10 protein-coding genes and 1 pseudogene are annotated in these 13353 nt (G+C 44.4%); 5 read left to right on the top strand and 6 right to left on the bottom strand.

The annotated features are described in order from the left end of the window. Positions 1 to 86 precede the first annotated feature (86 nt). The 5 genes from A8140_RS16730 to A8140_RS16710 form a co-directional block, all read right to left on the bottom strand. Entirely contained in the window at positions 87 to 2201 is a 2115-nt protein-coding gene (locus A8140_RS16730; protein WP_005533358.1) for a TonB-dependent receptor, read from the bottom strand. A 366-nt stretch (positions 2202 to 2567) separates the two neighbouring features. Continuing rightward, positions 2568 to 3515 (bottom strand): GntR family transcriptional regulator, encoded by a 948-nt coding sequence (locus tag A8140_RS16725; protein WP_033000305.1) that lies wholly within the window; start codon positions 3513 to 3515, stop codon positions 2568 to 2570. Positions 3516 to 3739: 224 nt separating this feature from the next. Continuing rightward, positions 3740 to 5728, bottom strand: coding sequence for a Fe(3+)-hydroxamate ABC transporter permease FhuB (gene fhuB / locus A8140_RS16720; protein WP_033000303.1), 1989 nt, complete (start codon positions 5726 to 5728; stop codon positions 3740 to 3742). Beyond that, on the bottom strand, positions 5725 to 6621 hold the full coding sequence (locus A8140_RS16715; protein ID WP_005533352.1) for an ABC transporter substrate-binding protein: 897 nt from the start codon (positions 6619 to 6621) through the stop codon (positions 5725 to 5727). Before A8140_RS16715 ends, fhuB begins: the two co-directional genes overlap by 4 nt. A 16-nt stretch (positions 6622 to 6637) precedes the next feature. Beyond that, on the bottom strand, positions 6638 to 7405 hold the full coding sequence (locus A8140_RS16710; protein WP_005533350.1) for an ABC transporter ATP-binding protein: 768 nt from the start codon (positions 7403 to 7405) through the stop codon (positions 6638 to 6640). Positions 7406 to 7556: 151 nt separating this feature from the next. Here A8140_RS16710 and A8140_RS16705 point away from each other — a divergent pair, with 151 nt between their 5' ends. Together A8140_RS16705 and A8140_RS26010 are read left to right on the top strand one after the other, a co-directional pair. After that, the gene (locus tag A8140_RS16705) at positions 7557 to 8771 is read left to right on the top strand and encodes an MFS transporter (protein WP_038862613.1); all 1215 of its coding nucleotides are present in this window, start codon (positions 7557 to 7559) and stop codon (positions 8769 to 8771) included. Between the two features lie 296 nt (positions 8772 to 9067). Further along, positions 9068 to 9235 (top strand): annotated as a pseudogene (locus A8140_RS26010) (IS5/IS1182 family transposase); the annotation flags it as partial. Between the two features lie 6 nt (positions 9236 to 9241). On the opposite strand, the gene A8140_RS16695 reads toward A8140_RS26010, so the two are convergent. Beyond that, a complete protein-coding gene (locus A8140_RS16695) occupies positions 9242 to 10990 on the bottom strand; it encodes an SgrR family transcriptional regulator (RefSeq protein WP_005534616.1) in 1749 nt (582 codons plus the stop codon). A 226-nt stretch (positions 10991 to 11216) separates the two neighbouring features. Here A8140_RS16695 and A8140_RS25845 point away from each other — a divergent pair, with 226 nt between their 5' ends. From A8140_RS25845 to arsB, 3 genes are all read left to right on the top strand, one after another. After that, a complete protein-coding gene (locus A8140_RS25845; protein ID WP_005534614.1) occupies positions 11217 to 11351 on the top strand; it encodes a hypothetical protein in 135 nt (44 codons plus the stop codon). 181 nt (positions 11352 to 11532) lie between these two features. Continuing rightward, positions 11533 to 11874, top strand: coding sequence for an ArsR/SmtB family transcription factor (locus A8140_RS16690; protein ID WP_005425131.1), 342 nt, complete (start codon positions 11533 to 11535; stop codon positions 11872 to 11874). 85 nt (positions 11875 to 11959) lie between these two features. Continuing rightward, the gene (gene arsB / locus A8140_RS16685; protein ID WP_033000470.1) at positions 11960 to 13015 is read left to right on the top strand and encodes an ACR3 family arsenite efflux transporter; all 1056 of its coding nucleotides are present in this window, start codon (positions 11960 to 11962) and stop codon (positions 13013 to 13015) included. Positions 13016 to 13353 lie beyond the last annotated feature (338 nt).

The raw sequence follows: 13353 nt of genomic DNA, 5'->3' as shown, positions 1-13353 counted from the left end.
AGTAAGAAGTTCAAGAATCGACTTATAGTCACGACAAAATAAAGGCTCCTAATTAGGAGCCTTTGTCATTTATATGTATGTGTGCTCTAGAACTCAACTTGGTAATTTAAAGTGTAAGTACGGCCGCGGCCTTTGTATTCATACATTGCTGAGTTTCCGTACCAGTGTTCTGCACGCTGACTCCAGATCGTCAGGTAGTCTTCGTTGAGTAGGTTTTCGATACCAAAACCCAAACTACCCAAAGGCAACTGGTAACTACCCACAAGGTCAAACACTGTGTAGCCATCCAATTTGCGTTGGTCTGCATCTTCATAATCAAACATGGTTTGGCTTTGCAGCTTCACACTGTAATCGACATCATACCAACCTGCCCATGCAATTGCTTTTGAAGTACTGGCTTCCATAGCTTTAAAGTCTTCCCAGCCATTGTCACCTTTCTCTTCAGTGATCACATAATGTCCTGATGCACCTAATTGAAGGTTATCCGTTGCCCAATATGTTGCCTGAGCTTCAAGGCCATAAACGCGTTTAGGAGCGGACAGTCCAGAAATTGTAAACTCATCTGAATATTCAACCGTTGCGTCGGTGTAAGAGTAGTAAGCCGCCGACTGGAATGAAAAATCATTCATTGCATTACGGTAACCAATCTCGTAACTGTCAGTAGTAATACCTTCTAGTTTAGAATCTGATACGTTGCTGTCAGCATCTTTACCGTAGTATTTCGCCGCATTTGGGATATCAAAGCCTTGAGAGAAGTTCGCCCAAACTTGAGAGTTTGGTGTCAGCTTATAAATGGTGCCTAGGTTGAACAAGGTTTCGTTGTAATCGGTGCTTCCACCCGGTACAAAGTCTGAATTTGCATCTTTTTGGAAGTCTGAGATTTTGGTATTGATGTATTGGTAACGAACCCCCGCTTGTACCGACCAATTGTCAGAGATAGCGTACTCCGCTTGTAAGAATGTCGCTAAAGCATCTGTATCAACACCTGGGTAGCGGCCAGCCATCTCATCAATAACATGAACTAAGCCACCGCTTTCTTCAGTGATGGACTGGTCGTAAATTGCATTGTCGCTATCAAACTTATCTAGGTAGCCATCAATACCGTAAGTGACCGCTGCCTTACCAAAAGACTTATTCAACGCTAATTTTAGAGCCAGAATATCAGTTGATTGGCTAGATGAACTTGTTTTTAAAGTGTCGCTACCTGCTGATGTATAAGGTGAGAAAGTATGATCTTCAGTACGGTAAGATAGCTCGGCGATAAGTTGATGAGCAAGAAAATCATCATTGCTGTAGGCCGCGCTCAACATCACACGCTCAGTACCTTGCTGTCTGTCTGCAGAGTAACCTTCGCGTACGTCGACGAATTGGTACTCACCATTGCTGTCTTTTTCAAAGTACAAACCGTACGGAGAATCTTGCTGGCTATCATAGTATTGAGCAAGTAGGTTGAGACGTTGTCCTTCCGCTAGGTTGATTTGCAAGTTACCTAAAAGATCTATGGTCTCGTTGAATTGTGTCGAGCCTTGCGTAATGTCTGGTGTGACGATATCGCCATTCGCATCGAAGTAACCTTGAGTTTTTGTATAAGCAACAGATGTTCTACCTTGAACTTTTTCGTTACCGCCGGCAACTGACTGCGCGAGTTTATAGTCGAAATCTTCGCCTGAAGTGAAACCGGAGGTACCACCAACGAAACTTTCAAATTCCAGTTCGCCTTCAGTACCTTTCTTAGTGATGATGTTAATAACACCGCCTGCTGCACCTGCACCGTAAATGGATGTTGCACCCGATAGCACTTCAATGCGTTCAATGTTGAATGGGTCGATAGAATCAAGTTGGCGACTAATTGAACGTACTGATTGCAGAGAGACTCCATCAATCATGACCATGATACTTCTGCCGCGAAGGTTCTGGCCTGAATGAGTTCGACCACCACTTGCTACGTCTAAAGAAGGGATAGCAGCAGCTAAAATCTCATCAAGATTTTTACCACCACGATACTCTTGTTCTATTTGCTCTGCATCGACATACCAAACTGTACCTGGGATATCGCTGATCGCTTTTGGCAAGTGACTTGAAACAACCACCATTTTTTCGTCAATTTCGTGGTCTTGAGCTTGAGCTGTGAACACTGTGCTTACTGCGGCTAGCGCTAGAGCTACAGTGGAAAGTTTGAAACTTCCTTTTTCGGTCTTCATTTTATTCTCTGCATTAATCAATTAAAGGCTACACGCATATCTTTCTGCGTGAATACGCTATTTATTATTGTGCCCATTAAGAACTAAAAAGGGGTCAGGGAAAGTGCGAGGCCGAGCTTAAGTTGATTGGCCATTTCCTTTGACGACGTATCTCTTTGGTCTAAATAAGAATCATTATTATTGTATTTTTGTTGCAAAAAAACAACGAGGAAGTGCAATTATTTTGAAAGTAGAACTTAAGATAAAGTTTGTTTTTTTATTTGGGGAGGAGCACATAATGCTTTGATTTGTAATGTTTTGCGACTTTGCAAAAAGTTGAAGAGCAAAAAAGCAGCGCAAAATAGCGCTGCTAGTTGTTTGGGTATCTTATTCTGAAATGCTGGCGACCAGTTGCTCTCGTTGTTCTTGGGATATGTTCATAACCTGCTGATAGGTACGATTCATAACGCGAATGTCATTATCGAGTAGTTGCGCGAGCTTCTCTGATGCGCCTTGATTATCCCCTTCGAAAACCAAGTTCATGATATCCAAACGACGTTGGCATGATCGAATCACAGAAGATTGGATATGCATAGAGACCAAATCGGTCGCTTTACGCATTCGATTTTGTTGTTGCATCATACCTAATAGGAATCGATTCCCGGAGCTAGATGCAAGGACCTCGTGAAAAGTGGCGCTGAGGGTAAACAGTTGACTGGCAGATACCGATTCTGGTTTTTTGATCGCTTGGATATGACTTTCTCGGCAAGCTTCCAGTTCAGCGTGTTTCAATTGCCATGTGGGTTCTAGGAGCCCCGCAGGTTCAAAAATTAGACGACATCGGTAGCTTTCTGTGTGTCTTTCAAGGGTATTGAGCACACCGTCCACTTGCCATTTGTATCCTGGGCTGCGTCGGAAAATAGCGTCGCTTTCGAGTAATCGCAGCACGCTTTGAACTTCACCGCGACTGGCATCATAGCGTTGTTGCAGCTCATTTTCTGAAAACGAATCGCCCAAATCACCGAAGAATAGGTCCATGAGTACCCTTAGGTAGAGTTTCTCTTGGCTTTCTTGTACTTGGTTGTCTTGAGCGGCTAACTCGATATCGATGGCATCAACCTGAAGAACAAATCCTTTGTAAGGGACAGACTTGGTGGCCCCCTGTTCCGACAAGTGATTGAGGACGGCACGCATTGGTGTTCTAGATACTTCGAATTGCTGTGCCAAAGAAGACTCAATCAAACTGCTCCCAGCCTTTGCATTTTCGGCCTTGAGTTGAGTAACAATTTTGAACAATAAGTCCCTTTGTAATTTTGTGATTGATGATGTGTCCATTTGATCCGAGTATCGTATTAGTCTCAATTATGGACCTATGTTAAACACAAATCCGGACGATTGCCATTAATTGTTTTTTGGTTGCAAAAACACAATAAGATTGCGCAAATTTGAACTAAGAGTCTGAGAATTCAGCGACAATCATGAATGTCCTGATATGAAAAAGCCCAGCGATAGGAATGTCGCTGGGCTGGATTTAAGGTTTTGGCAAACAGCTGGTTGTGTTAGCGCCTCATCAAGAACAGGAAGTAACCTCCACCGATTAACGACGCTAATAAGCCCGCCGGGAATTGCCAAGGGAACCACAAAGTGCGACCGATCCAGTCGGCAACTACCATGATGATTGCACCCAAAAGTGCCGCGGTCAGCATTTGTGGAGTCGCTTTGTACTGGTGAAGTGATCTTGCCATGTGTGGCGCCAACAGACCAATAAAACTCAGTGGACCGATAACGATCGTGCAAAGCGTGGTCAGCGCAGCAACTACCAGAAGCAGTACCAAACGGACAAACGTGGTGTTCATTCCCAAGCTGGTGGTAGTGACTTCACCTAAGCCAATTAATTCTATCCAGCGATTCAATGCAATCGCGAATGCACCAACGATGGTTACCCCGATCGCTAGTAGCATCACGTCACATTGTGCCACTAGGTAAGTTGAGCCAGATAGCCAGGTCAATAACGCCGTGGCATTGTCGTTGCCAGAGCTCATCGAAATTCTCAATAGTGCATCTAACCCTGCGCTTAGCGCAATACCGGTAAGCAATGTTTGGGTAGGGGCGAAGTTGTGTTTTCTGCCCATAAGCCAGACAACTGCCGTCACCGATGCAGCCCCGATGGTACCAAGTAACATCTGTTGCTCTCTACCGATTGCGCCGCCAATTAGGGTTCCAAGTACCAATGCCAAAGCTGCACCAGAGCTTATGCCCAGCACTTCTGGGCTAGCCATAGGGTTATTTGATATGCGTTGGATTATCGTACCGGCAAACGCGAGCCCGATACCGGCCAACAAGGCAACTTGTACTCGAGGCAAGCGCAAATCAAGCAAGGACTGGTCTAAATCAAAGCTCCAATCTTGTTGGTTTTTACCCAATGTAATCGCTACGGCACAGACCAAAAATAGGATGAGCGCCATGGCGATAAGAACTTTTGAGGTTGAGACATGCTTGAAGTTTTCGACATACTCACTTCGTGTTTTTAGCTCCGAATGTAACTTGGTTCGTTGCAGTAACCACAATAAAAATGGCGCGCCCAGTAATGCCGTCATGGCGCCTGTTGGTAGTAACTCTCCACCGACACCAGAAAATGGCTGAATCAGCAGGTCAACCAACAACAAAATCCCACCTCCGATTAAGCCGCTGGAGAGGATTTGTTTAGCGAGAGAGCGCACGCCAAGCATGCGTGAAATAGCTGGGGCGACAATACCAACAAACCCAATAATACCCACCTCACTGACTACCGCAGCGGTGATGAAAATCGATAGTGACAAGCAAAGTAATTTGATTTGCTTAATGTTTACACCAAGAGATGTTGCCACGTTGTCGCCAAATTGCAGCGAAGACAGCGGACGTTGCAGCAGCAATAGTAAAAACGTTGGCAGGCTAACCAAAGGGATGAGGACTTGGGTGCTTGACCAGTCATTTTGGTTTAAAACGCCGGCTCCCCAAACAAACAAGCTCGTCAATTTCTGCTCATGTAGCATGAGTAGCATGGTGTTGAGCGAACCAAGGAATAAGCTCACTACCATCCCAGAAAGTACCATATGCAAAGGGGAGTATCCGCGAGTTGAACTCAACAGAAATACCAGTCCTGTAGCGAGACATCCGCCGATAAACGCGGGAATGAAACTTGGAAATGCTAGGCCTGTAGGTAACAGAAGAATTCCCAATACCATTCCCAACTCTGCACCGGCAGCGACTCCTAATGTGGTTGGAGAAGCGATCGGGTTACGCAATACAAACTGCATTACACATCCAGCCACAGCAAGAGCAAATCCACAAACAACCGCAACGGTGAGGCGCGGCAGATAAGTGAGGTTGGTGATGATGTGCTGATAGTTTGATGCATCGTAAGCAAAAATCGTATCCCAAATGAGCCCAAGTCCTTGCGAATACGGCGCAGTGTATTGAAGCAATAAACCGATAGTCAAAACAGCAATGGCGATGAACACTGCTGATTTTATTGCTGACGAATCGGCGGTTGGCGTGATTGTTATCATGGGTGGCTAGTCAGTTGTTGAGTGATGTGATCGCTAAATCTCTGTGCGGCAACGAGTCCGCCAAACGTCCAGATCGCTGGTAACTCGTAAACAGAGTTTGTACGCGTGAACGCCATCGCTTGCCACAGTGGAGAGCCTGTAAGTTGTTGGCGCTCGGCATCCATTAAAGGACCAAAGATCATGACATTCGCGGTTTGATGTTCCGCTACCCTCTCAATTCCAGAGGTGCTGAACCCCCATAAGTTTGTTTGCCCGCTCCAATCGTTTTTCAGACCCATCGAGCGGATAGTCGCGTCAGCCAGTGCGCCTTCGCCATGGATGCGCAAAGTTTTGTCATTGATGAAACGAGTGAGCAAGAGGGGTTTGTCTGCATTCCCCGCCGCTCTGATCTTGTCGCCGTTGTTGGATAATCGAGTTTCAGTTTGAAGAATTATTTCTTGCGCTTGAGTTTCACGACCAAGTAACTTACCTAGTGATAGCGTTACTGATTTCGCAGACTCAAGTGGTTGTTTCTGCTCGCTGTAGAGACTAAACACGACTACCGGCGCAATTTTTTTGAGAGGTTCATAGGCGGCGGCCATGTGTTTACTTATCAAGATAACGTCGGGTTGTAGCTTGGTAAGCAGCTCAAGGTTTGGCTCACGACGAGAACCTACATTGACTGCGTCTGGGTTTAACTTAGGTTCTACTACCCATTGATTGTAACCTTCAGCATCGGCAATGCCGTCGAGCTCAACACCCAAGCTTAGAACGGTCTCCGACAGTGCCCAGTCTAGCGCGACAACTTTTTTCGGTGTGGTTTTAAATGTTGTCGTCCCCACTTCATGAGTTAATTCAGTGGCTTGTGTATTAAAGACCAAAGCAGAGAACATCAAAGTGATGATTGTTTTCACAACAGATTCCTTTTCGTTAGGGGATGTAGCTAATCGGTTGACCGGTGGTTGGATGGTTAAAGAGCGCAAGCTCCATTCCGTAAATTTTGCTCAGAGTGTCTGGGGTCATGATTTCTTGGGGGGACCCGGAAGCAATAACTTCTCCTGAATGGAGAGCGATTAGATGATCACTAAATTTGGCGGCCATGTTGACGTCGTGAAGCACCATGATGACGGTCAACCCTAAAGAGTGATTTAGCTCGCGAATCAGAGCTAACAGTTCATGTTGATGGGCCACATCGAGAGCAGAGGTTGGCTCGTCTAGAAGTATGCATTGGCTCTGTTGAGCAAGCAGCATAGCGACCCAAGTTCTTTGTCGTTCACCACCTGAAAGTGTTGCAACAAAGCGTTGCGCAAATTTACTCAAACCGACTTTTTCGATCGCTTCGTCGACGATGGCATAGTCTTGTTTACTGTAACGGCCAAATGCACCTTTCCATGGGTAACGACCAAAACAGACCAACTCACGAACCGTTACACCATCAGTAATTGGAGGGTGCTGTGGTAAGTAGGCAACTTGGTGAGCAAACTCCAAGTGGCTATAGGACGAAATGGGCTTTTCATCGAAAAAAATATGCCCTTTACTCGGGGTATTTTGACGGCTTAATAATTTAATTAAAGTCGATTTTCCGCAACCATTATGTCCTAGTAATGTCGTTACTTTCTTAGGCTCAAAACTCAGGTTTATAGGGGAAAGAATCGTCTTACCGTCGATTTCAAATGATGCATTGGTAAGCTGGTACATGATAAAATATGAAGTTGAGTTATAGTTAGATAGCCGTTAATGTTAGCACCATGAAATAAAAAAAGATAATCATTCACCTAAACAATGAACTTGCCTTCAATTATGGTAATTCTAACTTGGGTTTTCCCATTTATATTTACACGTAATAGTTATGTCAGCAATAAATAATAAAAAATTCCAATTAATGTCAGTCGGCCTTATTTCTTCTTTAATGGGAGTTGGTCAAAATGGCTTAATTGTTTCATTACCTTTCCTTGTGGAAAAGTCCGCGTTTGACTTACCCACTTGGTCCGCGATTATTGCTTTGGGAAGTTTACTGTTTTTACCATCAGCACCTTTTTGGGGTCGATATAGTGATAAAAATGGCCCGAAAAAGGTGGTAATCCAAGCTCTAACGGGGATGACGGTCAGTTTTTTATTACTCGCGCTGTTTTCAATGGTAAGTGAGACGGGAAGCGATAATATAATTATATGTTTTATTGGCCTAATTTTAGCGCGTGTAATTTATGGTTGCACCGTGTCTGGCATGGTTCCAGCGAGCCAACACTGGGCGATATTATTGTGTGGAAAACACCAAAAACTTCGAGCAATTTCCGCCGTGAGTATTGGATTAAGCTGTGGTCGATTGATAGGTCCAGCTGTATCTATTTTGGTGTTAAAGTTTAGTCCATTCGCTCCATTATTTATCATGATTTTATTGCCATTTATTGCTTTAGTTATCGCTGTGTTAATACCTATTCCAAGTTTTGAAAAATCTGAAATTAATAATAAAATCGATCATAAAACTTGGTATCCAAATAAAAAGCTATCACCCTACCTTATTAGTGGATTACTCCTTTGTGCTTCCATAGCATTACTGCAATACAGTTTATCGCCATTGATACATTCGTTTACAGATTGGCCAACAGAAAGGCTAAGTGATGCGATTGGCGTTTTATTGACCATTAGCGCAGCAGTTACTCTCATAACTCAGGTCTGGGTCATAAAAAAAGACAAGGTAACACCTCAAACGATGTATGGTTTAGGGGCAACACTACTTTTGCTTGGAATGTTATGTTTTACCATCTCTCACCTCTTAGCACTGGGTTTAGCCATGGCGCTCACCGCAATCGGTGCGGCCTTGTTGGTGCCGGCTTATACCACTTCAGCGACTGAAAAGTTGAGTAGCAAGCCGGGAACCGTTGCTGGTTATCTTTCTATGTCACACACCATAGGTTATGGATTGGCGGCCACGCTGGCATTCAGTGTAGTGGTCAACCCTCTTTATCCAATTTATCTGTGTCTGATATTTTCAAGTATGATTTTATGCATAGCCTACTGGGTGAAAAGGGGTAACAAGCGCACGCTCGAAGAACCTACAGGCTAAGGCGCTAGGGTCCGTGTGAGGGAGAAACAGATGGAAAGCAGAGGCATAAGCCTTGGCACATAAAGATTGGTTATAGTCTTCACAAGTGGAAAACTAGAGTAGATCAACTTGGATAAATGAAAAAGGGCTTTGTTGCGAAATTCAATGGGGCTAAATCCAGAACCTACGATCTGATCCGTTACGTCCACTATCTCTCGTAGCCCCATGCCTAAACCACATTACAAAACAACCAACTGGAAGCGATACAACCAATTACTCATTAACCTTGGCTCTTTGACCTTTTGGATTGATTAAGAGGCGATAAGCGGGTGGGCGCAAAGCTGCATATTGCCATCGATATAAGCCCTCATGAAATTATTGCCGCTGAGCTAGGTTTATCGACGGTTACGGATGGGGAAGTTCTCCCGAATTTACCAAAACAAACACGCCGAAGTATCCTCGACGTATCTAGTGATGAGGCTTATGTTTGATTAATCTGCTGACCACACTGATCGAATATCCGGCCACCCCCAGTTAGTAAGAGCGACATCTTCCAAAACACCTTGGAAACGTAGTGTCTGAGTATGGTGGAACATTGGTGCGATCCAGTATTCACTGACCAGTGTTGAAGCAATAGGCTCAAGCGCAACTAAGTAATCTTCAAGGGGAACCAACGACCTCACCTTTTCCAACTGCTCATCAAGCCACCACGCATTTTCTTCACCTAATGTATGGTACAAAACATCATTGCTAAAGAAGTTAGTAAAAGCGGAGACATGACGGCTGTCATCAGAAGTGGTGTTAGTCACCACCAGCGTCTCGTCTAGCGTTCCATTTTCCGCTTTTTCATTTAGCTCTCTGTAGGAATACATGATCGTCTCAACTTTACAGCCTTCCAATGCCAGCAGAGAAGAGATAGCACGAGCGCAGCGACGAAGCGCAGTGTAGTTGTAACCCGCGATAGTGATGGTCTTCGGTAACTTGGTTCTGTCCCCAAAAGGACGTAAAACAGGCTTCCAACTAGGTAGTAAGTTGGAAGCAGGCACGCTGCGAAACACTGTATTTTCTTTTCGCATCGCTTCTGCCAAACGCTCAGGTTGAATCAACTCTGCAATATAACGGCGCTGAGCACGAGACAAAGGCTGTTTAGCGTGATGGTTGAACAGAGCAAACAAGCAACCATCTTCAGTTCGAGTATGTTGACCATCATGAGGGGCTTTGTCATCTTGAGTCGAAACATAATGACCACATAAAGTCTCACTAACGTTGATAGGCACACTACCAGTGAGTGAAGGGTTCTCCATTTTCTCATCGTTGACGATCCAAATCGTCACCATGTCAGCAAGTACACGGCAGGCGTAATAAGCATCGAAAGCTTTCAGCTTTAGTCGATTCGCATTGTGCTCAATCACCGAAAAAGGGCCACTACCAATCACCAAGTTGTTGTTGGCTACGTTTACTTGGCTAACGGGTTGAATGCCGTATTTCACCCCAGATATAAGCCCTGCAAAACCCAAATCTGGCTTTCTCAGAGTAAACACTACTTTAAGAGGGGTTGGTGCAATGATGTCGGTAACGTGAGCCAGCTCTTTCTGGTAGTACTCCAACGAACTCAGTTTGGCAAATAGACTCACCACGGTATCAGCATCAATCGGCGCCCCATTATGAAACGTTAGACCGGGGCGAAGGTAAAATGTCCACTCAAAGTTCTTCTCATCGTATCGCCAATGATGAGCAAGTTCTGGCTTCACCACCCCGTTGTAGTCACTCGATACCAAGCAACAATAGATTTGACGCAGAAAGAAGCGCTCACTGCTGCGGTGAAGTTGGTGAGGGACGATACGTTCAAACATACGCTTATAAGTCAGCTGGATATTGAGTCGACCTTCTTGAACCGATGCACCTGAAGTGGTTTTGAGCAAACGTCCAAATGCAGTTTCGTCTTCATCGAGAATCGCCAGCGCTTTTTCGTACTTCCCAAGCTTAATGCGCTCCAAAGCTAAGCTCTCTTTTAGCGCGCTTAACTCTATATTTAGCAGCAATGTCGAACGCTGATTGCGGCCCGCTTTTGGCTGCCAACTTAACCAAATTAGTGCCTGCATTTGTGACAACAAGCTGCGCGCATGGCGAGGGGAAGTGAACAGCAAATCCGCCACTTCCTGCAACGTGGTTTTGACTTCACTACCAACACCTAATGGTGTCAGTCGTTGGTAGTAGCGGAACAAGTTGAGATCAGACACTGCGCATCCTCAAAAAGTGGAGATAGGTTTATTTTACTCAACTTATCCAAGAGAAAATAAGAAAACTTCCGTTCACTTTGTTCCCCTTTTTGTCTAAACAAAACCAAAAATCGAAGAGTTAGCCCCCCTTTCGAGCTTATTAGGAATAAACCACAGAAATCTGCTCTCTTTTTCAGCTCCCCTTTTCTTCGCATACTGACCCTGTCAACACGAAGGAGGAAATATCATGCGAATCCATAAAAGACCTGCAAAAGCGTGGCCTAAAATGGCTGCTTATTTCCAACAACGTATCGCTCAATCAAAAAACAAGTTGGAAGTGATCGCGCTAGTAAACATGAAAGAGTTATTGAATTGGTCATAACATAACTTACAACTCCAAGCAGAACTTAGCTCCTGATACTACACCCCCACTTCGTTGTATCTTTAAGTTCTGCTTTTTTTATCGTTGTTTCACCAGTTAATTTTTAATCGAATTGTTGCATCTTCCACAGATCAGGCGTACACTTTATCGCAATTCGACGATTGACTATTAAGGCCAGCGAATGAGTGATAAATGCAACGACAAGTGTGAAGTTGCTTTTCAGACAACGCAACAACAACTAGAGAAAGAACAAACTCTAGCAGCACAAGCTAAAGCTTTATCTCATCCAGCACGTTTGCGCATTCTGCATATCCTGCACACGCTCGATACCATGGGCGGTTGTTTGAACAGTGATTTGGTTTCTGAGTTGGGTCTTGCACAATCTACTGTTTCCGAGCACTTGCGTATTTTAAAGCAAGCAGGCTTTATCAGCGCCGAGCCAAACCCACCTAAAGTGTGTTACCGCATTCAACGCGACGCGTTTGATCAGTTCAATCTAGGATTTTCCAAGTTATTTGATTAATTCCCTTTGCACGCTGGTCAGGCGTGCAGAGATAAACTGTACATTTAACTATCGTCTTTCGACGATAAACGAATAAGAGAACACTATGACTACTCAAGTTTTAAATAGTGCCAGCGACAAAATGAGCTTCTTGGACCGTTACCTAACGGTGTGGATTTTTGTTGCAATGGCAATCGGTGTAGGAATTGGCGCAGCATTCCCTCAAGTAGCTGAGTGGAACGAGTCAATGTCAGTTGGTAGCACAAACGTACCGCTAGCAATTGGTTTGATTTTGATGATGTACCCGCCACTCGCAAAGGTAAACTACAACCTGCTAGGCACAGTGACGAAAGACAAAAAAGCAATCACACTGTCTTTGGTCATGAACTGGATTGTCGGCCCTATTTTGATGTTCATCCTTGCATTGACTTTCCTAGGTGATCATCCGGGTTACATGGTTGGTATCATTCTGATCGGTCTTGCTCGTTGTATCGCGATGGTGCTTGTATGGAACGATATCGGTGGCGGTAACAAAGAATATGGCGCAGCTCTAGTTGCGCTAAACAGTGCTTTCCAAATCGTGACTTACAGTGTGATGGCATGGTTGTTCATCACTGTGTTGCCACCGGTCTTTGGTTACGAAGGTTTCGTGGTTGATATCTCGATGATGGACATCGCTGAAAGCGTTCTGATTTACCTTGGTATCCCATTCCTAGCGGGCTTCCTAAGTCGTAAATGTTTAGTGGCTGCGAAAGGTGAACAATGGTACAACGACGTGTTCATCCCACGCATTTCACCAATTACGCTTATCGCCCTACTTGCGACCATAGTACTGATGTTCAGCTTGAAAGGTGAAATGATTCTTGAACTGCCAATGGATGTATTCCGTGTAGCAATCCCACTGGCTACCTACTTTGTGTTGATGTTCTTTGTCAGCTTCTTCGTTGGTAAGAAAATGGGCATCGACTACGACAAAAATGCATCGATTGCTTTCACGGCAACAGGCAACAACTTTGAATTGGCAATTGCGGTTTCTATCGCGGTGTTTGGCCTAAACTCAGACCAAGCTTTTGCTGGTGTCATTGGTCCACTGATCGAAGTACCTGTATTGATTGCTTTGGTGAACGTAGCACTCAAAGTGAAGCAGAAATACTACAAATAACCAAAGGTTATATATAGTGACTTGAAAGCGCCCGTCGTTAAAGCGATGGTCGCTTTTTTATATCCGCTCTAGGCATAGGCCTATTAACAAATTCCTATTTGCTAACTCAAAGTTTTGAACAATGTTTTAAATTAATCATTCACATAGGAGTTTGAGTATGAATTTAGAATATAAAAAACTGAAGTGGCATGCTGTTCTCAAGCTTTCACAACAGACAATTAAATACCTTGAAGAAGAAAACAGTACGAGCTGAAGTGACGTTGATAAAGTAAAAGCGAACGTCCACGCTGCAGAGTTACTGCAACAGCTTTTGTCTGATTTGGCGATTGCAGATTCGA

It is taken from the genome of Vibrio campbellii CAIM 519 = NBRC 15631 = ATCC 25920 (assembly GCF_002163755.1).
In the GTDB taxonomy this organism is placed as follows: Bacteria; Pseudomonadota; Gammaproteobacteria; order Enterobacterales; family Vibrionaceae; genus Vibrio; species Vibrio campbellii.
Note: the sequence above shows the minus strand (reverse complement) of the source record. Positions and strands in the feature narration are given on the sequence as shown.

Coding starts and splice junctions, on each gene's coding strand:
- arsB (WP_033000470.1), top strand. CDS start 11,960: ATGACTACTCAAGTTTTAAATAGTGCCAGCGACAAAATGAGCTTCTTG.
- fhuB (WP_033000303.1), bottom strand. CDS start 5,728: ATGATAACAATCACGCCAACCGCCGATTCGTCAGCAATAAAATCAGCA.
- A8140_RS16725 (WP_033000305.1), bottom strand. CDS start 3,515: ATGGACACATCATCAATCACAAAATTACAAAGGGACTTATTGTTCAAA.
- A8140_RS16730 (WP_005533358.1), bottom strand. CDS start 2,201: ATGAAGACCGAAAAAGGAAGTTTCAAACTTTCCACTGTAGCTCTAGCG.
- A8140_RS16710 (WP_005533350.1), bottom strand. CDS start 7,405: ATGTACCAGCTTACCAATGCATCATTTGAAATCGACGGTAAGACGATT.
- A8140_RS16705 (WP_038862613.1), top strand. CDS start 7,557: ATGTCAGCAATAAATAATAAAAAATTCCAATTAATGTCAGTCGGCCTT.
- A8140_RS25845 (WP_005534614.1), top strand. CDS start 11,217: ATGCGAATCCATAAAAGACCTGCAAAAGCGTGGCCTAAAATGGCTGCT.
- A8140_RS16690 (WP_005425131.1), top strand. CDS start 11,533: ATGAGTGATAAATGCAACGACAAGTGTGAAGTTGCTTTTCAGACAACG.